General features: G+C 71.1%; 19 protein-coding genes. 12 read left to right on the top strand and 7 right to left on the bottom strand.

Going from position 1 to position 24,311, the window contains the following annotated elements:
* Positions 1–24 precede the first annotated feature (24 nt).
* Positions 25–663, top strand: a complete 639-nt coding sequence (locus WME82_RS39590; protein WP_438039536.1) for a hypothetical protein — start codon at positions 25–27, stop codon at positions 661–663.
* A 61-nt stretch (positions 664–724) separates the two neighbouring features.
* Here the strand turns inward: WME82_RS39590 and WME82_RS39585 are convergent, their stop codons facing one another.
* The 3 genes from WME82_RS39585 to WME82_RS39575 form a co-directional block, all read right to left on the bottom strand.
* On the bottom strand, positions 725–1,708 hold the full coding sequence (locus tag WME82_RS39585) for a lysylphosphatidylglycerol synthase transmembrane domain-containing protein (protein WP_438039535.1): 984 nt from the start codon (positions 1,706–1,708) through the stop codon (positions 725–727).
* Between the two features lie 112 nt (positions 1,709–1,820).
* On the bottom strand, positions 1,821–2,786 hold the full coding sequence (locus WME82_RS39580; protein ID WP_437748094.1) for a glycosyltransferase family 2 protein: 966 nt from the start codon (positions 2,784–2,786) through the stop codon (positions 1,821–1,823).
* A 299-nt stretch (positions 2,787–3,085) separates the two neighbouring features.
* The gene (locus WME82_RS39575; RefSeq protein ID WP_438039534.1) at positions 3,086–3,901 is read right to left on the bottom strand and encodes a hypothetical protein; all 816 of its coding nucleotides are present in this window, start codon (positions 3,899–3,901) and stop codon (positions 3,086–3,088) included.
* 290 nt (positions 3,902–4,191) lie between these two features.
* Between WME82_RS39575 and WME82_RS39570 the strand changes: the two genes are divergently transcribed.
* The gene (locus WME82_RS39570) at positions 4,192–4,971 is read left to right on the top strand and encodes a DUF434 domain-containing protein (RefSeq protein ID WP_438039533.1); all 780 of its coding nucleotides are present in this window, start codon (positions 4,192–4,194) and stop codon (positions 4,969–4,971) included.
* Positions 4,972–4,987: 16 nt separating this feature from the next.
* On the opposite strand, the gene WME82_RS39565 is transcribed toward WME82_RS39570, so the two are convergent.
* On the bottom strand, positions 4,988–5,947 hold the full coding sequence (locus tag WME82_RS39565) for an NAD-dependent epimerase/dehydratase family protein (protein WP_438039532.1): 960 nt from the start codon (positions 5,945–5,947) through the stop codon (positions 4,988–4,990).
* A 681-nt stretch (positions 5,948–6,628) separates the two neighbouring features.
* Here WME82_RS39565 and WME82_RS39560 point away from each other — a divergent pair.
* Together WME82_RS39560 and cysK are read left to right on the top strand one after the other, a co-directional pair.
* On the top strand, positions 6,629–7,699 hold the full coding sequence (locus WME82_RS39560; protein ID WP_437741684.1) for a sulfate/molybdate ABC transporter ATP-binding protein: 1,071 nt from the start codon (positions 6,629–6,631) through the stop codon (positions 7,697–7,699).
* Positions 7,700–7,750: 51 nt separating this feature from the next.
* Entirely contained in the window at positions 7,751–8,707 is a 957-nt protein-coding gene (cysK, locus tag WME82_RS39555; RefSeq protein ID WP_438039531.1) for a cysteine synthase A, read from the top strand.
* Positions 8,708–8,803: 96 nt separating this feature from the next.
* Here the strand turns inward: cysK and WME82_RS39550 are convergent, their stop codons facing one another.
* A complete protein-coding gene (locus WME82_RS39550; RefSeq protein ID WP_437741682.1) occupies positions 8,804–9,337 on the bottom strand; it encodes a hypothetical protein in 534 nt (177 codons plus the stop codon).
* Between the two features lie 89 nt (positions 9,338–9,426).
* On the opposite strand from WME82_RS39550, the gene WME82_RS39545 reads away from it, so the two are divergent.
* The 7 genes from WME82_RS39545 (at position 9,427) to WME82_RS39515 (ending at position 20,202) form a co-directional block, all read left to right on the top strand.
* On the top strand, positions 9,427–10,491 hold the full coding sequence (locus tag WME82_RS39545; RefSeq protein WP_438044975.1) for an AAA family ATPase: 1,065 nt from the start codon (positions 9,427–9,429) through the stop codon (positions 10,489–10,491).
* Positions 10,488–12,626, top strand: coding sequence for a hypothetical protein (locus tag WME82_RS39540; protein WP_438039530.1), 2,139 nt, complete (start codon positions 10,488–10,490; stop codon positions 12,624–12,626). Before WME82_RS39545 ends, WME82_RS39540 begins: the two co-directional genes overlap by 4 nt.
* Complete coding sequence (locus WME82_RS39535) at positions 12,623–13,861, top strand: ATP-binding cassette domain-containing protein (protein ID WP_437853182.1); 1,239 nt, start codon at positions 12,623–12,625, stop codon at positions 13,859–13,861. The genes WME82_RS39540 and WME82_RS39535 overlap by 4 nt, the downstream gene beginning before the upstream one ends.
* Entirely contained in the window at positions 13,858–15,609 is a 1,752-nt protein-coding gene (locus WME82_RS39530) for an ABC transporter permease (protein WP_438039529.1), read from the top strand. Before WME82_RS39535 ends, WME82_RS39530 begins: the two co-directional genes overlap by 4 nt.
* 238 nt (positions 15,610–15,847) lie before the next feature.
* The gene (locus WME82_RS39525) at positions 15,848–17,098 is read left to right on the top strand and encodes a serine/threonine-protein kinase (protein ID WP_438039528.1); all 1,251 of its coding nucleotides are present in this window, start codon (positions 15,848–15,850) and stop codon (positions 17,096–17,098) included.
* An 868-nt stretch (positions 17,099–17,966) separates the two neighbouring features.
* Positions 17,967–19,202 (top strand): hypothetical protein, encoded by a 1,236-nt coding sequence (locus WME82_RS39520; protein WP_437741677.1) that lies wholly within the window; start codon positions 17,967–17,969, stop codon positions 19,200–19,202.
* A 139-nt stretch (positions 19,203–19,341) separates the two neighbouring features.
* Positions 19,342–20,202, top strand: coding sequence for a hypothetical protein (locus WME82_RS39515; RefSeq protein WP_438039527.1), 861 nt, complete (start codon positions 19,342–19,344; stop codon positions 20,200–20,202).
* Between the two features lie 39 nt (positions 20,203–20,241).
* Here WME82_RS39515 and WME82_RS39510 read toward each other — a convergent pair whose 3' ends face one another.
* Complete coding sequence (locus tag WME82_RS39510) at positions 20,242–22,092, bottom strand: hypothetical protein (protein WP_438039526.1); 1,851 nt, start codon at positions 22,090–22,092, stop codon at positions 20,242–20,244.
* Positions 22,093–22,298: 206 nt separating this feature from the next.
* Positions 22,299–22,811: a hypothetical protein gene (locus tag WME82_RS39505; RefSeq protein ID WP_437741674.1), complete on the bottom strand. Its 513-nt coding sequence runs from the start codon at positions 22,809–22,811 to the stop codon at positions 22,299–22,301.
* 421 nt (positions 22,812–23,232) lie between these two features.
* Between WME82_RS39505 and WME82_RS39500 the strand changes: the two genes are divergently transcribed.
* Positions 23,233–24,153 (top strand): transposase, encoded by a 921-nt coding sequence (locus WME82_RS39500; RefSeq protein WP_438039525.1) that lies wholly within the window; start codon positions 23,233–23,235, stop codon positions 24,151–24,153.
* Positions 24,154–24,311 lie beyond the last annotated feature (158 nt).

Genomic DNA, 24,311 nt, shown 5'->3' with positions numbered 1-24,311 from the left:
CGCGGCCCGCGGTAGAATGGCGCCATGTCGCACTACCGGGATCATCTCGATGCGGCTCGCGCGCGCATCGAAACCCTCGAAGCCAAGCTGAAGGAGCGGGATGCGGCGCTCGCCGCCCGGGACGCGGAGATCGCGGAGATCCGTGCGGAGGTCGAGCGGTTGCGTGACGGATCGAACGATGATGGGCCGCCCGACGGGCCGCTCGGGCGGGGCGGTGGGCAGCGGGCCCTGCTGGTGGCGCTCGCGGTGTGCAGCTTCGCCACCGCGACGGGCTATGCGATGGTGCGCCCCTCGCACTGCCTGCAGCGCGGCGGGGCGTACCCCCCCTCTGCCGAGGTGTCGCTGCGCTCTCACGAGGGGTACGACACCTGGTCGAGCCGGGTCGACGGGGCGCGCGTCCGGGTGGGCAAGGCCGCGGGCGCGGCGCTTGAGCACGGCCGTGTCCGGGCGAAGCGCTGCTGGCAGCCGGGCGGGCCGAGCGGGGAGGGGAGCGTGACCGTGACCTTCGCGCCGAGCGGCGAGGCCCACGTGGCGCTGGACGGGGCGCCCTTCGCCGGGACCGAGGTCGGCGCGTGCGTGGTCGACGCGTTCCGAGCCGCCGCGGCGCGGGTGCCGGCCTTCGAGGGGGAGCCTCTTCGGCTCACGACCCCGATCTCGCTCTGAGTCGATCGAAGGAGATCGTCGCTCGCGCTCGCCCCTGCGGGCGACCGAGGAGCTCGGGGCGCTAGCCGGATCGGGGGGTGGATGGGGCCGGGGAGGTGGGCGGGGGGGCCAGCTGCCAGCTCACGAAACCGACGGCGACGACGATGAGGTAGATGACGGCGAAGATCAGCAGGCCGAAGCTGACGCCGTGCTCGGCGGTGAAGCCGAGCGAAGGGAATACGAGGGAGAAGAAGAGCTCTCGGACACCTACGCCGGCGATCGAGATCGGCAAGAGACCGAGCAGGTTCGCGATGGCGAGCAAGCAGGTGACGTCGAAGAGCGAGAGCGGCACGCCAAGGGCGCGCGCGATGAGGTAGCCCTGCGCGAAGTTGACGACGAACGTCGCCACCGTGACCGGGAGCGTGAAGAGGAGCCCGCGCCCGACATGAGCGCGCAGCGCGACCAGGAAGCGGCTCGCCGCGCCGGGCTCCGCTCTCTCCGACGGATCCTTCGCGAGCTTGCGCGAGAAGGCGAGCAGCAGCCGCTCGGCCAGCCCGGGGATGAGCAACACGAGGGGCGCCAGGACCGTGAGGGCGATTCCACCCCACGTCAGCCAGGCCAGGCGGCCGGCGATCACCGCGCTGTAACGGGCGACGCCGACCGCGACGAACGCGGCGAGCACGTAGAGATCACACAGCCTGTCCATCACGACGGTGGCCAGCCCCTCCGCGTAAGGGACGCCGAGGTCGTGGCGCAGGTAGCGGATCCGGAGCAGGTCGCCGACCCGCCCGGGGGTCAGCATGCCAACGTAGAGCGACGTCGCGTAGGCGCTCCACGCACGCCGAAGCGGATAGACGATGCCCCGGGCGCGCAGCAGCGCGTCCCAGCGGACCACCTTGAGGTGGATGTTGAGGACGTTCAGCGCCGCCGCGAGCGCGAGCGGGCCAGCCGAGGCCGATACGACCGCGCCGAGCACCGCGTCCCGGTCGTCCATGCGCACGACCACGAGGACGAGCAAGAGCGGGCCAATCAGGCGGACGAGGGCGCGCAGGGCGGTGCGGCTCACGACGGCGAACCCCGGCCGCGCGCTCAGCGCGGCGCCGTGGAGCAGAGGGCCTGAAGAGAGGGGAGGCGCCCGGACGCGGGGACCCGGGACCGATCGAGGCGAGGCTCGGAGATCACTCGAACTCCTCGCGGATGGGCGGCTCGTCTGCCAGGTGGCGCTGCTGCATCTGGAAGGTGAGGAACTCGCCGATGAAACCCATCGAGAAGAACTGGATGCCGAGGAGGATCATCAGCACGCCGAGGAGGAGCAGCGGCCGGTCTCCGATCTTGTGGCCGAGCAGCCAGAGGAACGTCAAATACGCGTTGATGGTCACGCCGGTCGCAGCGAAGACCAGGCCGATGAGGCCGAAGAGGTGCATCGGCTTCTTCGAGTAGCGCGTCAGGAACATGACGCTGAGCAGGTCGAAGAAGCCCCGCAGGATGCGCTCCAGTCCGTAGCGCGAGGCGCCGTACTTGCGAGCGTGGTGGCGCACCGGGATCTCCGTGACGCGGAAGCCTTGCCAGGCGGCGAGCGCCGGGATGTACCGGAAGAGATCTCCGTAGATCGGGATGGTGCGCAGCACCTCGCGACGGTAGGCCTTGAAGCCACAGTTCATGTCATGGAGCTTCACGCCCGTGACCGCGCGGACGGTCCCGTTGAAGATCCGGGACAGGACGAGGCGATTGGCGGGGTCGAGGCGGTTGACCTTCCAGCCCACCACGACGTCGAGGCCCTCCTCGACCTTGGCGATGAAGCTCGGCAGATCGGCCGGGTCGTCCTGGAGATCGGCGTCCATCGTGACGACCACGGCGCCCCTCGCCTTGCGGAACCCGGCCGTGAGCGCCGTCGCCTTGCCGAAGTTCTTCCGCAGCCGGATCCCCTTCACGACCGGGTTCTCCGCGCGGATCCTGGAGATGACGCCCCAGCTGTCGTCCGTGCTGCCGTCGTCCACGAAGATGAGCTCGTAGGAGAAGCGCCCTTTCAAGGCCTGATCCACCCGCTGCGCGAGCTCCGTCAGGCTCTCCGCCTCGTTCAGCCCCGGGACGACCACCGAGACGTGCGGCGCCGCCGAGGCGGCCGGCGCGATGGAAGGCGCCATGAGGCTCGGGCGAGGATCGAAGGCGGAGAGCCCGAACGTGGCCCGGTCCTCCGGAGCCTCGTGAGGGGCAGGTGTGGGGGGTTGGTCCACAATCACGGCGGCGGAGGATAGCAGAACGTCACGAGAAGGCGCGGTTCCGTCCGAGAACGCGCTGCAAGCGCGACGGCAACGAGGGCAGGACGTGCTGCCGGTCACCGGCAGGGGAGAGGGAAGCGCTGCCGGGTGCTGGCAGGGGGGAGAGGGAAGCGCTGCCGGGGGCTGGCGCGGGGCGAGGCGCGCGTCTTCAGGTGTCGGACGCCTCAGGCGGGGGTGCTCTCCGGCCTGCCGAGCCGTGGCAACGGTGGTTCCACGGTGGCCGTGTCGCCCTTCTCGTCGGCCGTGAGGGCGCGCTGTGGGCTCCGCTCGAGCAGCGCGAGGAAGGGCGCGTGAAGCGCCTCGAGGAGCTCGCGCTGCTTGCCGCTCGGCGTGTGCTCGATCAGCCAGCTGATCTCGTCGTGGATGGCGTTGAACGCCGACGTACACGCGGTCATCGCCTCGCGGATGCGCTTCGAGCGGTCGATCGCGCGCGTCTGGCCGGAGCTCCGGCCGAGGCCCCTGGCGAGCGCCGTGGTCGCCTCCTCGATGCGCTTCAGGTACGCGCCGGCGCCGATCTTCTTCACGTCGGCGGAGCGCGGCGCCTTGCTCGCGATGGCGACCTGGTGCCAGCCGAAGTCGACCTCGGCGTCGTACCCGTACTGGGTCTGCGCGGTGCCAGCCCCCGCGAGCAGCGCGCCGCGCAGCCGGATCGCCGCGTCGCGGTGGGCCGGATCCCTGCCCTCGGCCGCCGACGCCAGGAACAGGTGCAGCGCTCGCTGGGCAGCGTCCCACTCCGCGTCGAGCTCGGCGAGCGCCGTGGCCGACGCCACCCCGAGCGCCTCATCGAGCGCCGCGATGCTCCAGAGCGCGCGCACCTTCCAGACCACCGGCCTCGGCGCCTCCAAGAGCAACGCCGTCGGGATGCGGCTCGGGACATCGTACCTGCCGATCGAGACGCCCTTCCACGCGCCGTGCTCGAGATCCCGCGCGAACGCGCTGAACGCCTTGTCCGTGACGAAGCTGTATCCGTGGGCTGCCATCGCTCTCTCTCCGCTGCTCCCAGAAACGGGGCAATTTAGCGAGGCGCGCGCGCTCTGCCGCAAGCGCTTTTCTCCTGGCGCTCGGTCGGGACCTTGCTCGGTGCGTGCCGGGCGAGCGGGGCGTCGAGGTGTGTCCCGTGCAGGAGCGCACGCTGCTGGAGGAGCTGCTCCTTGGGCGGAGTCTGCTCGCTCGCGGCGATCGACGCGCGTACCGACCAGGCGACCTCCGTGATACGAGCGCTCGGAGACGACCCGGGTGTGGTAATCGAGTCGTGTGGGGAGCCGACGGCGTGACGGCGTGCTGGTGCGCCGCGGAGGCGGGTGACGTGGCGGGCGAGCACAGCGGCGCGCCGCGCGGCGGACACCCGGACGATGAGCGGCTGTTCGGCCCCGATGCCGTCCGGACGCTGCGCGTGGCCTTCGAGGAGGTGACGTGGCTCCTCGGCCGCGGCTATCCGCTGCGCACCGCGATCCGGACCGCCGGCGACCACCACCAGCTGGCCGCACGCCAGCGCCTCGCGCTGCAGCGGGCCGCTTGTTCGGACGCGCAGCGGGCGTCGCGCCTCGCGCGCTGCGCGCCGTCCTCGTCGCTCCAGGGCGCGGAGGCGAACATCGACGGCTTCAACCTGATCATCACCCTGGAGGTGGCCCTCGCGGGCGGGCTGCTCGTGCGCGGGCCGGAGGGGGCGCTGCGCGATCTCGCGGGGCTGCGCGGCAGCTACGCGCCGATCGCGGAGACCGACGCGGCCATCGATCGGATCGGCGACGCGCTGTCCGGCGCCGGCGCGGCGCGCGCGCGCTTCCTCCTCGACGCGGCCATCCCCAGCTCCGGGCGGCTGCGCGCGCGGATCATGGAGCGGCTCGGGGGCGCGCCCCTCTCGATCGAGGCGACGCTCGTCCCCGATCCCGACCGCCTCCTCGCGGGGGCGGCGGGCGTGATCTCGTCCGACAGCGTCGTCCTCGATCGCTGCGTGCGCTGGGTCAACCTCGCGGACGAGATCGTGGGCGCGCGCGTGCCGGCGGCGCGCGTGGTCGAGCTCGTCCCTCGCGGAGGTGATGCCGGCGCTTGAGGGCGCGGAGCGCCCGTCACCGGCAGAGCCCGAGCCGCCTCGTTTGCCAGGCGACCTGCGCCGCGAGCCCCTCGCGCAGGGGCACCCGGGGCACGTACCGGAGCGCCGCCTGCGCGGCCGCGGTGTCCGCCCAGGTGCGCCGGACGTCGCCGGGCTGCGGCTCTCCCCGCTCGACGCGCACGGGTCCTGCGAGCTCCCCCAGCAGCCCGAGCGCGTCGTTGAGGCTCACCCGCGAGCCACCGCCGATGTTGAACACGCCCACCGCGCCGCCCTCCATGGCGTCGACGTTGGCCTGCACCACGTCGCTCACGTACGTGAAATCGCGCGTCTGCTCGCCGTCGCCGTACACGCGGACCGGCTCGCCCTTCAGCACGGCGGCGATGAACCGGTGAAACGCCATGTCGGGGCGCTGCCTGGGGCCGTACACCGTGAAGTACCGGAGCGAGATCGTGGGCAGGCCGAAGTTGCGCCGGTACAGCTCGCAGAGCTGCTCGGCGGCGAGCTTCGTCACCCCGTAGGGTGAGTGGGGGGCGGTCCGGCTGGATTCGTGCATGGGTACATCCCCCGTGTCGCCGGAGGGGTCGCCGTACACGGAGGAGGACGAGGCATAGACGAGCTTGCGCACCTGGCCATGCGCCCTGGCTGCCTCCAGCAGCCGCTGCGTCGCGAGCACGTTGTCGCGCAGGTAGACCTCGAAGCTCTGTCCCCAGCTCGGGCGCACGCCCGCCTGCGCCGCCTGGTGGAAGACGACCTCGCGGCCCGAGAGCAGCGGGCGGAGATCGTCTGTCGCGAGGTCGGCCGTCGAGAGCGAGAAGCGCGGTTCGCCGCGCAGCCGTGCCAGGTTCCCCTCCTTGAGCTCGCGGGCGTAGTAGTCGGTGAAGCGGTCTACCCCGAGCACCTCGTGCCCGAGCTCGATCAACCGCTCCGCCAGGTGGGAGCCGATGAATCCGGCCACCCCCGTCACCAGACAACGCATCCGCCTTCCGTCCTGGTCCTGCCGCGTCGCGGCCTCGCGTCCTCGTCCAGCCGCGCCGCGGCCTCCGGTCCCGGGCCTGCCGCGTCGCGGCGCGGCGATGCTAGCACCTCGGGCCGTCCGTTGAGTCGGGCAGCAGCCGGCCGCGCGAAGCCCGCCGCGCCGCTGAGCTCGCTCTGGGGTTCGGGAACCGACTGGGGACCGACCGGGGTTGGAGATCGTGGACCGACCGTGGACCGACCGAGGTTGAGGACCGACCGAGGTTGAGGACCGACCGAGGTTGAGGACCGACCGAGGTTGTGGATCGACCGAGGTTGTGGATCGACCGAGGTTGAGGACCGACCGATCGGCTCAGGACCGGGACCGACCGAGGTTGTGGACCAGCGGACCGACAGTGGCGGACCGACCGAGGTTGGGACCGACCGAGGTTGAGGACTGACCGAGGTTGAGGACCGACCGACACGGGAAAGGTCGGCCTGAGCACCGGCTCCGCGCTTCCTGCCCTCTGTCAGCCTTCTTGCATCAGCACGCCCCCTTTCTTGCAAATACGCCCACCTTTCCGATGTGTATTTCTGAATCTGGTTGCGCCTACCTGCCCGGCAGGCGACGCTGGTGCGCGCTCGGGCCCCTCGCTTTTTCTGCCCGAGGAGCGATCGAGACGGGTCGGAAGGCTAGCTGTTGCTTATGGGAATTGTTGTCGAGCGGCTCACGAAGCGGTTCGGTCCGAACAAGGTGGTCGATGACGTCTCGTTCGAGATCGAGAGCGGCGCGCTGGTCGCGCTCCTCGGGCCGAGCGGAGGTGGCAAGAGCACCGTCCTGCGCATCATCGCCGGGCTCGAGAGCCCCGACTCCGGCGAGGTCGTCCTGAATGGGAAGAACGCGACCACCACCCGCGTCCAGGACCGGAATATCGGCTTCGTCTTCCAGAACTACGCGCTGTTCAGGCACATGAGCGTGCGCGACAACATCGGCTTCGGCCTCAGCATTCGGAAGCGGCCACGGAAGGAGATCGCGACCACCGTCGACGAGCTCCTCAGCCTCGTGCAGCTCGACGGGCTCGGCGGCAGGTTCCCGCACGAGCTGTCGGGCGGCCAACGGCAGCGCGTCGCTCTGGCGCGCGCGCTCGCGCCAGGCTCGTCGCTGCTCCTGCTCGACGAGCCGTTCGGGGCGCTCGACGCCAAGGTCCGCCTCGAGCTGCGCGAGTGGATCCGGAGGCTCCACAAGGAGCGAGGGATCACGAGCGTCTTCGTGACCCACGACCAGGAAGAGGCGATGGACCTCGCCGATCGGGTCATCGTGCTGCACAAGGGGCGGGTCGAACAGATCGGCACGCCGGAGGAGATTTACGACCGGCCGGCGACCGAGTTCGTCGCGAGCTTCGTCGGGTCGATCAACGTGCTCAAGGGGGAGGTGCGCGACGGCCAAGCGGCGCTCGGCACCCTCGCGGTGCACGCCCCCCCCGGGACCGGCGACGGCGCGAGCGTGCACGCCTTCGTACGTCCGCACGACATCGAGGTCCACACCCGGATCGACTCCTCGAAGACGCCCGCCGCCGACGACGCCAGCGTCGCGCGCGTCGAGCGGCTGTCGCGGGTCGGGTGGATGGTCAAGGCGGAGCTCCGCCTCTCCGACGGCCAGCCGCTCTCCGTCGAGCTGACCAAGGATCGCGTCGCCGAGCTCGGCCTGTCCGAGGGGGACAGGGTGCTGGTAAATCTCCGAGACGCCAAGATCTTCGTGCAAGATTACTCCATCTAGCCCGCTGGCCGGCGCTCCCGTCTGGCCAACGGCCATCACGGGAGGCGGCACGTGGCTTCAATCTTCGACGACATCGCGGCGACGATCGGGCGCACCCCCCTCGTCCGCCTGAGCTCTGCGGGCAAGGGGCTGCGCGCCGAGCTGATCGGCAAGGTCGAGAGCCGGAACCCCGGCGGCAGCGTCAAGGATCGTATCGGCCTCGCGATGGTCGAGGACGCGGAGCGGCAGGGCAAGCTGAAGACCGGGAGCGTCCTCGTCGAGCCGACGAGCGGCAACACGGGCCTCGCGCTGGCGATGATCGCGGCGGCCAAGGGCTACCGGCTGATCCTCACGATGCCCGAGTCGATGAGCCCGGAGCGGATCGCGCTGCTCCGGGCCTTCGGGGTCGAGGTGCTGCTGACGCCCGGGTCGCTCATGGTGCAGGCCGTCGCGCGGGCGCGCCAGATCGTGGAAGAGACGCCCGGCGCGGTGATGCTCCAGCAGTTCGAGAACCCGGCGAACCCCGCCGCGCACCGCGTGACGACCGCGCGCGAGATCTGGGAGGACACGGACGGGACGGTCGACGTCGTGGTCGCCGGCGTGGGGACCGGCGGGACGATCACCGGCGTGGGCGAGGTGCTCAAGCAGAAGAAGCCGGGCGTGAAGATGATCGCGGTCGAGCCCAGGAACGCGGCCGTGCTGAGCGGCGGCCGCGTGGGCGCGCACCTGATCCAGGGCATCGGCGCCGGCTTCGTCCCGAAGATCCTCAGGCGCGAGCTCATCGACGAGGTGGTGCCCGTGTCCGAGGACGAGTCGTTCGACGCCGCGCGCCGGCTCGCCAAGACCGAGGGCATCCTCGTCGGCATCTCCGGCGGGGCGGCGATGGCGGCGGCGCTGTCGATCGCGGCGCGCGACGAGATGCAGGGAAAGAAGATCGTGGTGATCCTTCCCGACGGCGGGGAGCGGTACGTCACCTCGCCGCTCTTCAAGGAGCTCGTCGGCTGCGCTCGCGCGGCCGTGCCCCGCTGAACCGCTAGGGAAGGCAGCCGCACATCGGGTCGCCTTCCCTGCAGAAGCACTCCGTCTTCCTGGGCGCTTGCGGCGCCGCCGGCCTCGCGGCCTCGATCACTCGATGCGGACGGCGACGAGGACCTTCATCCACACCCCTTCGGGCGGGATCGTCTTCGTCAGATCGACCTTGCCTTCCCAGTCGACGTGCACCGTGTAATCGCCGCTCTCGTCGTTCTTGTAGAAGAAGGGCCGGATGTCGTCGTGATAGACCCGATCGAGCGGGACGATGCGCTCCCCGGTAGGCATCGGCGCCTTCTTGGCGACGACGGTCGACTTGCCGTCGACGACGGCCGAGGCGGAGACGCTCTTGAGGAAGGTGAGATCCGGCACGTTGTCGTCGCGTGCTTCCAGCCGGATGTACATGAGCTCGGCCCTGTCGACGGAGCTCGGGTCCTCCGAGACGGAGAGCTCGCTCCATCCGGAGAAGGTCGACTGCGAGGTGGGCTTCACGAGGAACTTGGTCTCCACCTCATGCTCACCGACGACCGAGGCACAGGCGCTCGCGCCGAGCGACAGCACCACGGTGAGCGCCGCGCCGCTGCGCGCGGCAAGGCAGAGCGAAGCGAGCCCACGGCGACAGGTCAACATAAGCATCCTCATTCGCAAGACATAGCATGGCGAGCTCCGATCGACGCGCGGGGCGCGGCCGGCTATCGTCGTCGGCCGAGGGCGACCAGATGGCGGCGGAATCAGGCGCGGGTATTGACGGCGGGCAGGGCACGGCCCCTGCGTCCTTCGAGGCGAGGCTCGAGCTCGCCCAGCGGACGAGCGCGCGGCTGCGAGAGGCGATCGGGCAGGCCGTGGTCGGGCAGGACGACGTCATCGAGCAGACGCTCTGGGGGATCCTCGCGGGAGGGCACGTCCTCCTCGAGGGGGCGCCCGGGCTGGGCAAGACGCTCCTCGTCAGGACCATCGCCGGCTGCCTGGATCTCGCGTTCTCGCGCATCCAGTTCACCCCGGATCTCATGCCGAGCGACGTGACCGGCACGAACGTGCTCGTCGCGTCGGCGGACGGCTCGCGCCACTTCTCGCTGCACAAGGGGCCGATCTTCGGGCAGGTGATCCTGGCCGACGAGATCAACCGGGCGACGCCGAAGACGCAGAGCGCGCTGCTCGAGGCCATGCAGGAGCACGCGTGCACCATCGCGGGCACGCGGTACGCGATGGAGGAGCCGTTCTTCGTGCTGGCCACCGAGAACCCGATCGAGATGGAAGGGACTTACCCGCTGCCGGAGGCGCAGCTCGATCGGTTCTTGCTCAAGGTGCTCGTGCCGAGCCCGACCGAGGATGAAATGACCGAGATCCTCGCCCGGACGACGGGCCACGATCGCGGGCCGCCGCCGCGGGTGCTCACCCGCGACGACGTGCTCTCGCTGCGATCGCTCTGCCGCGACATCGCGGTCGCCGAGCCCGTCATGCGGTACGCGTCGCGGCTCACCCGGGCGAGCGATCCGGCCGCCGAGGGGGCGCCCGAGATCGTGCGGAGGTCGCTCCGGTTCGGCGCCGGCGTGCGCGGCGCGCAGTCGCTGGTGCTGGCCGCGAAGGCCGTGGCGCTGCTCCAGGGAAGGGCGCACGTCGCCTTCGCCGACGTGCAGTGGGTCGCCAAGCCGGTGCTCCGCCACCGGATGATCCGGTCCTTCGAGGGCGAGGCGGAGGGGATCACGACGGATCAGGTGATCGCGGCGCTCCTCTCCGCGATCGAGGCGCGGCCCGAGCCCGTGGCGCAGGCGATCCGGCGATGAGGCGCGTGCAGGAGCCGCGGGGGCAGGCGATCCGGAGCGGGTCGCTGAGGAGAGGCGCGAAGGGCCTTGCGGGGGCGGCGTCGCTCGCGGCGCTCTTCTCGGCGGGGCCCGCGTTCGGGCAGGCGCCGCCCCTGTCGACCGCGACGGCGCTCGTCGTCGACGTGGCGCCCGTGCTCGGGACGAGCGGCGGGATGCCCTGGGGCTGGAACCAGGTCGTCGTGCGCATCCAGAACAACGGCGGCCGGGCGGCCAGGGGCGAGGTCGAGGTCGAGTCGAAGCGCTACTCCGATGACCGCGTCTTCGTCGCGTCGGCGCCGTACGCCGTCGGGGCTGGCGCGTCGGTCGACGTGCGCGTGCCGGTGCACGTATCGCCTTTCGGCGACGTGCAGGTGCGGGCGCTCGATGAGGGCGGAGCCCAGGTGTCGTCGCAGGGGCTCTCGTCGACCTCGCAACACGCGGTGGTGCTCTTCGACGTCAGCGAGAGGTCGCTGCTCCGCGGGGGCCTCCACGACGCGCCGATCGCGCCGCTGTACATATCGACCAGCCGCGCGCCCGGGGGGACGCCGAGCCCTGTCCTCTGGGTCGGGCAACCTCGCTTCGACAGCGCGACCGGCGACCCGCTGCTGCCCGACCGGGCGGCCCTGTACAACGCGGCGGACGCCGTGCTCATGCACACCGACACGCTGTCCAGGCTGGGCGGCTCCGAGCTCGAGGCGCTCGCCGGCTTCGTCCTCTCCGGCGGCACGCTGGCGCTGTCCGTCGCCCGCCCCGAGGATCTGCGGCACCCGACGCTCGCGGCGTTCGTCGGCGGTGAGGTCGCGAGGGCCGCCGTCGCGCCGCCCACCCTCGCGGAGATCGCGCCGCCCGGCGGCTCCGGCGGCTTTGGCAAGCAGGGCAACGTGCTCCTGCCCGCGCCGAGCGCGACCCCCGCGGTGGCCGAGTCGCTCTGCGGCTGGTCGGGCGGCAACCTGCGCGGGAGCGCGTATGGCAGCTCGGCGTTCTACGGCCTCGGCGAGGTGCACCTGCTCGCCTTCGACCCCACGCGCTCGCCCGCGGCCAGCGACCCGTGGGTGAAGATCCGGGTGGCCGATCTCGCTCGCCGAGCCTACGACCGTCGCTCCACGGTCGCCTTCCGCCCGGGGGAGGATGCGATGGGCGTCGACCTCGATCCGGTGCGGCGGGAGCTCGATCCGAACGAGAGCTCCCGCTGGGCGATCGGGGTCTCCGCGCTGCTGCTCTGCATCTACGCGGTGCTCGCCGGTCCGATCAATTTCTCGCGCGCCGCGCGGCAGGGGAGGCCGCTCCGCGCGCTGTGGCACTTGCCGGCGCTCTCTGCGGTCACGTTCGCGATGATCGTCGGCGTGGGCTTGCTCGCGAAGGGGGTGCGCGGCCGGGCGCGCCACCTCACGCTGATCGAGGCGGGGGCCGGCATGACGAAGGGGGCGGTGCGCCGGTTCCGGGGCTTCTTCGTCGCCAGCGCGGAGGAGCTCACGGTCCGCACGACCGACGCGAGCGGCGTGATCAGCACGGCGGTGGTCGCCGAGCTCTCGGAGCGGCGCGACAGGCTGCTCGTGGACCGCGACGGGGCGCGGCTGACGAAGGTCGCGGCGCTCCCCTGGCAGACGGTCATCGTGCGTGAGGACGGGGCCGCGTCGCTCGGGGACGGCATCGCGATCGTCGCCGATCCGAGCGGCGACGTCGTGGTGAGCAACCGGAGCGGCCGCGATCTCCGGGGCGGCGTCCTGTGGCTACCGGAGGGCGCGGCCCGCTACTTCGCCCGCATCGGCGACGGGGAGAGGGTCTCGTCGCGCGCGGGGATCGATCTCGCGGCGCGGAGCGAGGGGCAGGGCTGGCTCTCGCACGCGGGCTTCGGGCGGCGGGTCGGCGGCATGGACGTCCACGACCTCGGCGGGAGGCTGCTGGCTCCGCTCCTCGAGCCCGACGCGCCGGGGCTAGGCGCTGCGTGGCTGGCGATCGAGGAGGCGGCCGGCGGATCGGTCGACTGGTTCCCGGCCGGCGTGCCTGTGCTGTTCGGCCAGCTCGACGGCGGCGAGGGGCGCGCGAGCGACTCCGGGCTGCGGATCGACAGCGATCGCGTGCTCGTGCGGATCGTGGGCTACGGAGGCCGGCCGTGAGCGCGGCGCTCGGCGGCGCTCCGCCCTCCGGGGCGCAGATCGAGCGGCCTCGGCCGACGATCCGCGTCCGGCACCTCTCGCACCGCTTCGGCGCGCTCGACGTGCTGAAGGACGTCACCTTCGACGTGGGCCCCGGCGAGATCTTCGGCTTCATCGGGCCGAACGGCGCGGGCAAGACGACGACGATCCGGGTCATGGCGACCTTGCTGGAGCCCATGGCGGGGCGGGTCGAGATCGACGGCGTCGACGTGACGATCGACCCCGCGGCTGTCCGCCGAAGCATCGGGTACATGCCGGATCACGCCGGCGTCTACGACAGGATCACGGTGCGCGAGTACCTCGAGTTCTTCGCGGACGCCTTCCGGGTGCCGTCGCTCGACGTGGTCGACGCCGTCCTGGAGCTGACCGACCTCGGCAAGATCCAGGACCGGATCGTCGCCACGATGTCGAAGGGGATGAAGCAGCGCCTCCAGCTCGGGAGGATCCTGCTGCACGATCCGAAGGTCCTTATCCTGGACGAGCCGGCGAGCGATCTCGATCCGCGCGCGCGCATCGAGATCCGCGATCTCTTGCTCGAGCTCCGGAGCCTGGGGAAGACGATCTTCCTCTCGTCGCACATCCTCACGGAGCTCTCCGACGTGTGCACGTCGATCGGCATCCTCGAGAAGGGCCGCCTCGTCGTCGCCGGGCCGATCGGGGAGATCGCCGCGCGCCTCGAGGCGGTGCGCGCGGCGCAGGCGCACGGGCACGCGCCGCCGCGCCATGGCGCCGCGCCGGGCGCGTACGGGGCGCAGGCGCATGGACACGCGCCGCCGCGGCACGGACCCGAGGCGGCCACGCCCGACGGCGCGCCGGTGGATCCGGCCGCCGTCGATCGCTCGCAGGCCGGCGGTCCGCCGCCCGGATACGGCCAGCACCCGCCGCACGCCGCTGCGCCGGCGAGCGCGGGGCAGGCGGCCTATCCGGCGCTCTCGCCGATCTCCCGGCGCAAGGTCAAGGTGCGGGTCCTCGGCGATCCCGAGGCCGCGGCCTTCCTGGTCAGGGGCGGGCCGGGGATCACCGACGTCGACATCGTCGCCGGAGCCGTGCACGTCGGTTACGTGGGCACCGACGTGAAGATCGCCGAGATCGTCCAGCACCTCGTGCGCAGCGGCGTCGGCGTGATCGGCGTCGAGCCAGAGCGCAATGAGCTCGAGAGGATCTTCCTGGAGGTCACGCAAGGAGAGGTGCAGTGAGCGTGCAGACTGGCACATCGCCGCCCGCCGGGCCGGCGTCGCAGCGGCTCGTCGATCGGGCGCGGCATCGCGTGGGGCGCATCCTGGGCGAACCGAACCCGATCTGGATCCGCGAGCTCAAGCAGGCGGCGCGCCTCGCCCGCACGCCGATCATCCTGCTCGTGCTGGCCGTGCTGATGGCGCTGCTCGTGGCGGCCATCGGCGGCATCGCGGCGAAGGAAATCGCGCCTGCGAAGACGGGCGTGATCCTGTTCCAGGTCTTCTTCTCGCTCGCGTACTTCGTGGTGGCGCTGGTCGGGCCGGCGGTCGCCGCGAACAGCATCGCTTCGGAGCGCGAGGGGCGCACCTGGGAGGCGGTGCTCCTGACGGGCATCCCGCCCGGTGAGATCGCGCGAGGCAAGTTCCTCGCGGCTTACACGGCGATCTCGATGTACGTGGTGATGCTCGCGCCGGTCGGGGCGCTGCCGTTCCTGTTCGGCGGGATCACCGCGATGGAGGTGGTGATCGCCTTCCTGTTCCTCTTCTTGATCGCGCTGCTCAGCGTGGCCTTCGGCCTGGCGATCAGCTCGAAGATGGGGAGCCTGCGCGCGGCGATCCTGGTCACGCTGCTGCTCGCGTTCCCGCTGTCGATCGGCCTGTTCTCGGCGGGTGGCTCGGGGCTCTCGTACGCGGCCCACCTGGCCTGGCCGGAGGTTCCCGAGGGGCCGCCCATCTGGCTCCCGATCGCCTACCAGCGCGCGCCGCTCGGCCTCGATTACGTGCTCTTCCTGATCCTCCTGCCGCTCGTGGCGATCGGCATGCCCGCGTGGTTCCTGTACCAGGTGACCGTCGCGAACCTCACGAGCGAGAGCGACGATCGCTCCTCCGGGTTGAAGACGTGGTTCACGGTCTGCGCGCCCGTGACGACCGCCGCCGTCGCGGTGCCGGCGTTCTCGGTGGACGCCTCCGATCGCCTGCCCGCGATCGTCGCGGGCGTGTGCGCGGCGCTCTCGTTTCTGATCTTCTGCGTGTTCCTCTTTGCCGGAGAGCCGATCGGCCCATCGCGCCGCGTCGAGGTTCACTGGGCTCGGAGCCGCGCCAGCCGGCTGCGTCGCTTCTTCGGCCCCGGCGTGATGCGCTCGGCGTACCTCCTCCTCGCGGTGGGGGTCCCCGCCATCACCGCGCTCTGGGTCGTCGGGCACCGGCTGAGCCTCGGCGCGCCCGTCCCGACGCCGGAGATCCATGCGCAGCAGGTCCAGCACGTCGCCGTCTACGCGCTCGCCGTCTACGTGTTCCTCGTCGGGCTCAACGCGTTCCTTCGCGCGCGGATTGCCTCGCCCCTGGTCACGCGGGCGCTGCTCCTGACGCTGCTCTTCACGATCGCGGTCGGCCCATGGATCGTCGCCGCCATCGCCGGCCTCGTCGCGGAGCTCGACACGAGCGAGAGCGCTCTCCTCGTCGCGGCCCCGTCGCCGTTCTATGCGTTCGTGATGCTCTCCAAGGCTGATCAGGGCGACGCGGGGTCGCCTGTCATCGCCGCCGGGTACACGGCCGCAGCTGGCTGGGTCGCCATCGGGCTCGGCCTGCTCTCCGCGGCCCGCGCGCGCTGCGCTGCCGTCATCGCGCAACGCGAGGCAGCCTTCGCCGAGACGGACGCGCTCCTCGCCCGGGAAGACGAGGCGGCGCTCGCGGCGGAGCAGGCAGCGCCGCCGCACGCGGCCAGGCCCGAGCACGCGGAGCCAGGGAGCGCCGCGGGCACCGCCGCCTGATCACGGGGGCATGATCGCGACGCGCTCAGAAATCGTACGCGCACGTCTCTTTGTGTGGAAATTTGGAACGCGTCCGGGGAATGCGTCAGGATGCGCTGCGCGCGGATCTGTCGAAATCTTGGGCGCCCCGTGGCGAGCGTGTGAGAAGAGCGCTCGCGCGCTCGAGGTCCGGGAGCGAGAGGGGATCTCGATTCCTCGCGTCGTGTGACGACGGCGGCACCACCTCGACCCGCAGAGGATGGCCTTGCCTTCGCACGAAGACTGCCGATGCGCGGCGCCTGAGCTGAGCGATACCTTGCTGGATGGAACGCCGTACCGGCCCGTGCGCCGGCTCGGCCGAGGGGGAATGGGCGAGGTGATCGAGGCGGCGCACGTGGGCCTCGACAAGCCGGTGGTGGTGAAGCTCTTGCACCGCGACCTGAACCGCGAGCCGCGGCTCGTGGAGCGGATGCGCGTCGAGGCGCAGTCGCTGGCGCGGCTCGCCCACCCGAACCTGGTGACCGTCACCGATTTCGGGCGGACCGCCGAGGGGAGGACGTTCCTCGTCATGGAGCGGCTCTACGGCCGGACGATGCGCGAGGAGCTCGCGGCGCGCGGCGCTCTGCCTGCGATGGAGGCGCTCGATCTCGTGACGCAGACGCTGGCGGGCCTCGCCGCGGCGCACGGCGCGGGCATCGTTCACCGCGACGTGAAGCTCGAGAACCTCTTCGTGTGCGACGCGGATGCGCAGGGTCGGCGCGTGGTGAAGGTGCTCGACTTCGGGATCGCCAAGGTGGTCGCTCCGCGCGGCGATGGGCGCGCGCCGGCGCCGTCGCTCTATCAGACGGAGGAGGGGGTTCTCGTCGGTACGCCGCGCTATCTCTCGCCCGAGCAGGCTTGCGGGCTCGCCGTCGATGCGCGCACCGACGTGTATGCGGCCGGCGTGGTGCTCTACACGCTGGTCGCCGGTCGCGATCCGTTCGAGCATGTGAGGCGCGTCCACGAGCTCGTGCGCGCCCATGCGAGCGAGGTCCCCGCGCCGCCGTCGAGCCACGCGCCACGAGCGGTGCCGCCGGAGCTCGACCGCGCGATCATGAGGGCGCTGGAGAAGAGCCCGGAGCTCCGTTTTCCGGACGCAGCGGCGTTCGCGGCGGAGCTGTCGCGCATCGCCGCGGGGCTTTCCGGAGGGGTGGATGGTGGGTCGGTCATACCGTCCGGGTCGTACTGGCAGCGTACGGCGCCGCTGACGCTGCCGCCGGTCCGGGCGCCGGTGCTCCCACCGACGTTGAGCGCGACCGTGAAGGCGTTCGGCCTCACGGCGCCGTACATGGCAGCGCGGCCCGCCCCAGGGTCTGCGCTGCAGCGGGCCTCGGAGGCGCACAGAAGCCGGCCGCGGCGCGCGCGACGGCCCGCGCGCGCTCAGGCCAGCTGGGCGGCCATGGGATTGCTGGTGGTGAGCGTGGTGCTCTTCGGCTTCACCCTGGCGCTTCTGGTGAGCTTCCTGGGTTGACAGGCGGGTACGGCGTCGTCGCCGCGGATGCCAGGAACGTCACCCGGTGTGACGAACCCGCTACGATGCGGGCTGCGGAATGGGAGCGCCGGCGCTGAGAGGGGCAACCTGGGTCGGAAGGGTCAACCTCGGAGGGGTCAACCTCCAACCTCGGAGGGGTCAACCTGGTCAACCTCAGGCGCGCGGTGGAGGTCAACCGGAGGTCAACCTGGGTGCGGGCCACGAGGCAGCTCAACCTGGGTGCGGGCCAGAAGGCAACCTGGGTGCGGACCGTGGACCGTGGATGCTGGATGGGTGCAAAAAATCGATGTCGTGGCACACGGGAATTTTGGCAGCGGAGTATTGGACAACACGCGCGTGATTCGGTGAGGAAGCAAAAAAGTGGCCAGGGGCAACTTTGCGCGCCGTCGAACCGCGGAGCCGCGCCTTGCGCGACGTCATGGTCCGCGACACCGGCGCCTTCGAGCATCGGGAGCCGCCGCCGTCAGGGACGTGACCGCGGCGGCTCCCGATGCCTGCGCCCTGCCATGGAGCGACCTTGGCATCGCTCCGGAGGGGGTGGTCACGCTTGGGTGCGTGGTGGTGGCGGCCGGGTGGAGTATCTTCGGGTCCATGCCGTGGCCCTGTCCCCGAGCGAGCTCCGAGGTACCGTGCGCGGACCAGCGCACGTTCGACGCTGGCCTCCGGCGCCCCCGGGCTTGTCGGAGCGCTGCCGCGGCACCCGCCACGCCGTCTGCGGTGCAGCGGTCGAGGCAGATCACCTCGGGAGCGCGCCCATGACAGCGCGGCATCTTGTACCGGGGGCTCGATGCGCTGCTGCTCACGTGGGGCAGCAGCGCGCCTTTTGCGCGTGGCGAGAGGGGCAGGCATGACCAACAGGAACGCGAACAAGAGCTCGCCAGGCCAGCCGGCGGCTCAGGGCGCTGCGGGCGACGCCGCGCCGCAGCAACCGACGCTGCCGCAGCAGCCGCCGCGCGGGTACGACACGCCGAATTTTGCATCGCAAGAGCACCCCTCACCGGCGCAACAGCGAGCGCTTACGCAGGAGCCGCGCCGCAGACCTGAAGAAGGGAACACCGGCCCCGCAGCGCCGCCCGCGGAGCGGATGGTGCAGTGGGGTGAGCCCAGGCCGCGGCGCCGCCAGGATCGCGAGGCGGGACCGAGCGACAAGCAAGTGTATGTTCCTCCGGTCACGCTGCCTCCGAACCGAGAGCACCAGGCGATGGATCAGCAGAAGATCCAGGTAGCGCCGTCGCTGTTGAAGGGCGTCGACGAACGGAACCGGCCGACGATGCGCAGGATCCCTGTGCAGGGCATGCCGGGTCCGCCGACGGGTGCTCCCGATGGGCAGGGCGGCGCGCGTCCCGGTGGCGTCCGCACGGCCCGCGTCGGTGTGGGCAGCGGCGTCTGGCCGCCGCCCGAAGACGAGTCGTCCGGCTCGCGCGGGCAGTCGTCCCGGAAGCAGCGGCCGATTGCAGCGGCCGCTCCCCCGCCAGCAGCCGGCGCGCCTCGAGCGGGGCTGCAGCCGACCGCGGCGCGGCCCGACGACACCGCGGTGACCGCAGCGGCCGCCGCGGCGGTGCTCGCGGCGCGCCGCCGCAGGGCCCCGCTGGCGCTCTTCGCGTTGCTCGTGTTTCTGGGGAGCGCGACGGTCGCAGGCTTCTGGGTGCTGTGGCGCGCCGCCAATCCGACGAGCGAGCAGGATCCGGCGCTGGCCGAGGGCGGCCGCGCTCCCACGCCCGATCCCGCTGGCCTCGCGACGCCCACCCCGAGCGCGCAGCCCGAACATCCGCCCCCGGTGGCGATCGAGCCGCCGCCCACCGCAGAGCGACCCGTTCCCGCCGCGCCCGAGGTTCCGACAGCGTCGCCCACGGCGGAGCCGAGCTCGCCGCCCGCTCACTCCGCGGCCACGGTCGCCGCCCGTCCGTCATCACCGCGCCCTGCTGTGCAGGTGAGGCGCCCGGTCAAGCCTTCGACGGCGGTGGACGACTTCTACGACTCGGCTGTGAGCCCTCCGATCCCCCCCTCGGTCCCGCCGTCCGCGCCCTCTGCGTCGCCCACAACGCCCCCGGGGACGACCGCTCCCCCGCGTCCGTTCCCCTGAGGCGTCGCCTCTCCGGATTGCATTCCTCCCGCCAGCCACCATGCGAAAGCCATTCTTGAAATACCTGTCTCTATTCCTCCCGTGCGCGGCGGTTCTTCTGGGGCCGAGCATCGCGAGCGCGACCGGAGAGGCTCGGCTGATGCCGAACTCTCCGACCGACGCCCCGCCTGCGACGTCGCGCGCGGGCGAGCGCGCCGCGCAGCTCTACCGGGAGGGGAACAGGTTCTACGATGAAGCGCGATTCGCCGAGGCCGAGGCGCGTTATCAGGCGGCGTGGGATCTCCAGCAGAGCTTTGACGTGGCCGGCAACCTCGGGAACGTCGAGCTGGAGGTGAACCAGCCCCGCGAGGCGGCCGAGCACCTCCTGTACGCGCTCAATACCTTTCCGCTCGGCGAGAAGGCCGAGAAGAAGAGCTTCCTGCAGAAGCGCCTCGCCGTCGCCAGGTCGCAGGTCGGCGCGCTTCGCATCAGCGTGAACGTCGACGACGCCGAGGTGCTCGTCGACGGCAAGGTCGTCGGGCATTCGCCCCTCGACGCCGAGGTGTTCGTCGATCCCGGCAAGCGCAGGATCGAGGCACGCCGCGCTGGCGCCAGGACGTCGACGTCGCTGCTCGTGGCGAGGGGCTCGGACCAGAGCATCGCCCTCAGCCTCGATTCGGGCCCGAACATTCCGCTGGTGGTCGCGGGCGGGGCCGTCGGGCTGCTCGGGCTCGCGTCGGGCGTGACCTTCGCGATCCTCTCCACGGCAAAGGGCGAGTCCGCAGCGACGGAGCCGTTCGGCAGCGCGAGGCGCACCGACCTGCGCGACGCCCAGACCACGCTCGCCAACGTCTCGTTCTGGAGCTTCCTCGGCGGCGGCGTGGTGCTCGCGGGGACGGCCTTGTACGCGCTCTCCACGTCGAGCCGCACGCCGGTCACGAAGGCCGGGCTCCCCCGGCTGTATGCCGCGCCTTTCGTGAGCGCGGAGGCGAACGGCCTGCTGCTGGGCGCGAGCTTCTAGGCCGGTGGGCGCTGCGCGCTCCACGTCTCGTCCCCGGACTCAGCGCGGCTGGAAGTAACGGCCTACCTGCTCGCGGTACTCCTCGGGGACGTCGCTGCGCTCGACACCGCCGACCTCCTGGGGACCCACGACCCCGAGCGCGCTCTCGCCGCGCACGTTGGCGGTGTCTCCGGCGCGCCCGGCTGCTCGGCCCGTCACGATCCCCGGCATCGGCCTACCCGGGTTGAGCCTCGCGCTGGCCCGTGAGCGCAGCTCAGCCCCGGCGATCGCGCCGGTCTGCCCTTCGTGGCTGCCCGAGCCGCCGCCCTCCGAGTGACCTGGCTGCGCCGACCCCTGCTTGCCGGCCCCGCCCCCCGACGAGCCCTGCTGCCCGCCCTGTCCGCGCTCCTGGCCGCCCAACCCCGGTTGGCCTGACCCGCCTGCGATCGGCATCGGGAGCGGCGTCCCCCCGAGCTGCCCCTCGGCCGCGCCCGCCCCGCGCTGTGCATCGTCGAGCGCTCGTTGGCGCTTCGATTCCTCGCTGCTCGGGCTCCCCTCCTGGGCCATCTGGCGCAGCTGTTCCTCGAGCTGCTGCTGTCCGTCCGGCGTCTCGAGCTGCCGTGCGAGCTCGCGCATCTGTTCCTTTGACATGGTCTCTCCGAGCGCGCTCTCGGGCGACTGCGCCATCCGCTGCTTCAAGCGGTCGGCGAGCCGCTTGCGCTCCTCGGGGCTCAATTTTTCGAGCGCCTTCTCGAGGCTGCCAGCAAGCCGCCGCGCGTCGCGGTCGCTGCCGGTCCGGGCGAGCTCGCGGAGCGCGTCGCGCCCCTCGTCGCCGAGCCCGTCGCCGAGCGCCTCCGCCAGCTCCCTCAACGCGTCGGCCTGCTCGCCGCGCTGATCCAGCAGCTTGCGCTGTTCCTCGAGCGCCTTCGCCACGCCGGGGGCGCCGGCCCTCTTGGCGGCTTCGGCGGCCTCCTCGAGCACCTTCCTGGCCCGTTCGCGGTCGTCCCGTTCGAGCTTGTTCGCGAGCCGCGCCATCTCCTCGTCGAACGCCACGAGGTCGCGATCGCCGAGCGCCTTCGCAGCCCGCTTCAGCTGAGGGTCTTCTCCGAGCTTGCCGAGCGCCGACTCCATCCCATGACGCTGCTCGCCCTCGCCGAGCGATAGCCGCTCGGCCGTGATCGCGTCGCGGAGCCTGCCGAGCTCGGCCTGCGCTTCGCGGCGCTCGACGCCGCTCTTCAGCTTTTCGCGGAGCCTCTTCGCGTCGTCGGAGAGCTTTTTCAGCCGATCGTGTTGCTCCGCGTCCCGAGCGTCGATCTCGGAAAGCTGGACCACCCGCCCGAGGCCGGCGATCTCGGCGACGCGTACCTGCTCGGCCCCGGGTGGGGGCGCTGCTGCCGCGGGCGCTGGTGGCAGGGGAAGCCAGCTGAGATAGCCAATGGCCGCTGCCGCGAGGGGCGCTCCTGCATGCCAGCGTCGCCCCAGGGGCGTGCGGACCTGCCGGGCGGTTGCGGCATCGAGGGCCGCGGTCGCGTGGGCGAACACCACCTCGCGGGCCGCGGATGCGCTGGCACCGGGCGCGGCGTCCTCGGCTGCTGCGAGCTCAACGGCCGTGGAGACCGACTCGGCGGAGCCGAGCTTGCCGTCGAGAAACAACGCGACGTTCGGGTCAGTCCACCGGCGCCGGCGCGCCACCGCTGCGCCAGCCACGGCGCCGAGCAGGCCGCCCGCGGCCATCCAGGGGCGCAGCGCGCCTTGCCGCATGTGCCAGGCGCCCGCCGCGCCTACCGCGCCGAGCATCATCCCAGCGGCGGCGCCGGTGAGGACGAGATCGAGCGCGAGCCGCCGTCGGACGCGGCGAGACCACCGAACGAACGCGGCGCTGAACCTCCGCCGGGGAGACGCATCGACCATGGATCGAGGTGTACCTGCGGGCCGACGCGCCGGCCAGAGCTGCTTCGGGCACTCCTCCAAACCTCATTACGGCACGCCGTGCCCGACGTCGCGCCCGGTGCGAGCGCCTCGCGCGCTATCGGGACGCCCTGTGGAGTGGCGTCGGTCATGTGCGCCACGACGCGCCGCGGAGGAGCTGTCCTTGGACATATCGCGCTCCGCCCCCCTCAGGGGACGAAGCACCCTTTCAAGTGGAATGACGCGAACTCGAGGCGCGCTGGGACAACGTCCTGGGCAGCGCCGAGCAAGTTCAGGCCACAGTCAGCGAAAGAGAACTTGCATTCGTGCGAGTCCTCGGACGATGTCCGGAGCGTCGCGTGGCAAGAGCCATAGAAAAGCGCATCGTCGACGTACATTCGCATGTTCACGACAGCAGCGTCGCCGCCCTTGCGCTCGCTGCCGAGCAGATGGAGATCGAGGTAGTAGAAGCCCCTCCTGTCCTTCGAGTGATCCACCAGCTCCAGATTGGTTTCGCCATTGAGGCGGGAGCAGTCAACGTCCCAGCTGTCGTCGAATCCGGCGACAGGCAGCTTGCCGCTATCCCCCGTGTCAAGCACCAAGCTCTCCCCGTTCACGGTCATGACCGCCATGCCGTACGCTTCAGGAATTTCCGGGCTAGTAGAGCACCCGAACGGCGAGAGCGACAGCACGAGGCCTTGGGCGAGGAGGGGTCGGTGCATGGGAGTTCTCCAGCAGCATGGCGGGCGAGAGCATCGCACGAGGTCGACAACCATGAACGCGCGCAATGTGGTTGATCCATGCGCCGTGCCAGATGTCAACCGGAAACGGAGGCCGCTGTTGGGCCCGTGCCGAGCTGACTGCCGGACTGACCGACGTTGCCGTTGCCGGGCTGACCGACGTTGCCGTTGACTGTCGACCTGACCGACGTTGCCGGTCTGCCGGCCCGGCCGGCCGGTCTGACCGACGTTGCCTTGGTGGTGCCTTGGTGGTGAGACCCGATACGTGTTGTCTATGAGGCGGTCCCAGGCATAGGCCATGGCGGGCGCCGGCGGAAAACAGAAACCGCCAGGATCTCGAAGATTCAAGTATGCGAAATCATTGGCCGTAAGCCACGGCACGCGTTTGGCATAGTCGGCAGCGATGAGCCAGCCTCGCGCTATCGTTGCAGGTGCCACCTATCTCCTCACACGACGCGCGTTGCGGCGACACCTCCTCTTCCGACCGGATGCCGCGATGACTCAGCTGATCATCTATGCGCTCGCGGTTTCGACCAGGCGCTACGGCATTCGCCTGCATGCGTTGTGTGCCATGTCCACGCACCTGCACATCGTCGTCACTGACGTCGAAGGCGTGCTTCCGCAATTCCTGCAGCTGTTTCATCGCCTCGTGGCGTTGGGGACCAAGGTGCTCCGAACCTGGGAGGGGCCGGTCTGGGGCCACGAAGCGACCAGCGTTGTTCGCCTCTTGACGCGGGCGGCCGTGGTGGAAAAGATTTCATATTCACTGGCGAACCCGGTCGAGGCGGGATTGGTGCGACGTGCGAAGGAATGGCCGGGAGCGAAGGTGCTCGTCAACGAAATCGGCCGCGGTGAGCTGCGGGCGAGGCGTCCTGACGTCTACTTTGCTCCGAGCAATCCTGCATGGCCCGAAGACGCTGCCATTGCGATCTCGCTTCCGCCAGCTGTGGCGGATGATGACGCTGACGCCTTTCGGCGCGAGGTGGCGGCGGAGCTGGAGCGGAAGGAAGCCGAGGCGCACGCCGCGATGCATCGAACTGGCCGCGGTTTTCTCGGCCCCGAGCGAGCACGCACGGTATCGCCCGACGCTCGCGCGACGAGCTTCGAGGCGCCTCGCGGCCTCAATCCGACGTTTGCGGTGGGGAGAGGACATGCAGACGCACGAAGGACCGCGGTTGCCGCTGTCCGGGCATTTCGCGCAGCGTACCGAGAGGCGCTTCAACGATGGCGTGCAGGGCTGCGCAGCGTGGTGTTTCCGGCGCAAACGTGGTGGATGCGCGTATTCCATGGCGTGGCGGTGAACGATGATCCGCTCGTGTCGTAATCGTAAAAGGAACGATCGGGATGCCGACGCGGCACCTGGGCTGCTGAACGAGGGCGAGTGAACGGCAGACGCCCTCCGTTCGCGTGCATGAACGCGCACCTGGTTTTCGTGTGAAACTACACGTCAAGGGCGCCGGGATTGCGTGAATCCGCCTCGTG

The organism is Sorangium sp. So ce128, from assembly GCF_051525245.1.
Lineage (GTDB): Bacteria > Myxococcota_A > Polyangia > Polyangiales > Polyangiaceae > Sorangium > Sorangium cellulosum_B.
This window is presented reverse-complemented; position numbering and strand designations above follow the sequence as displayed.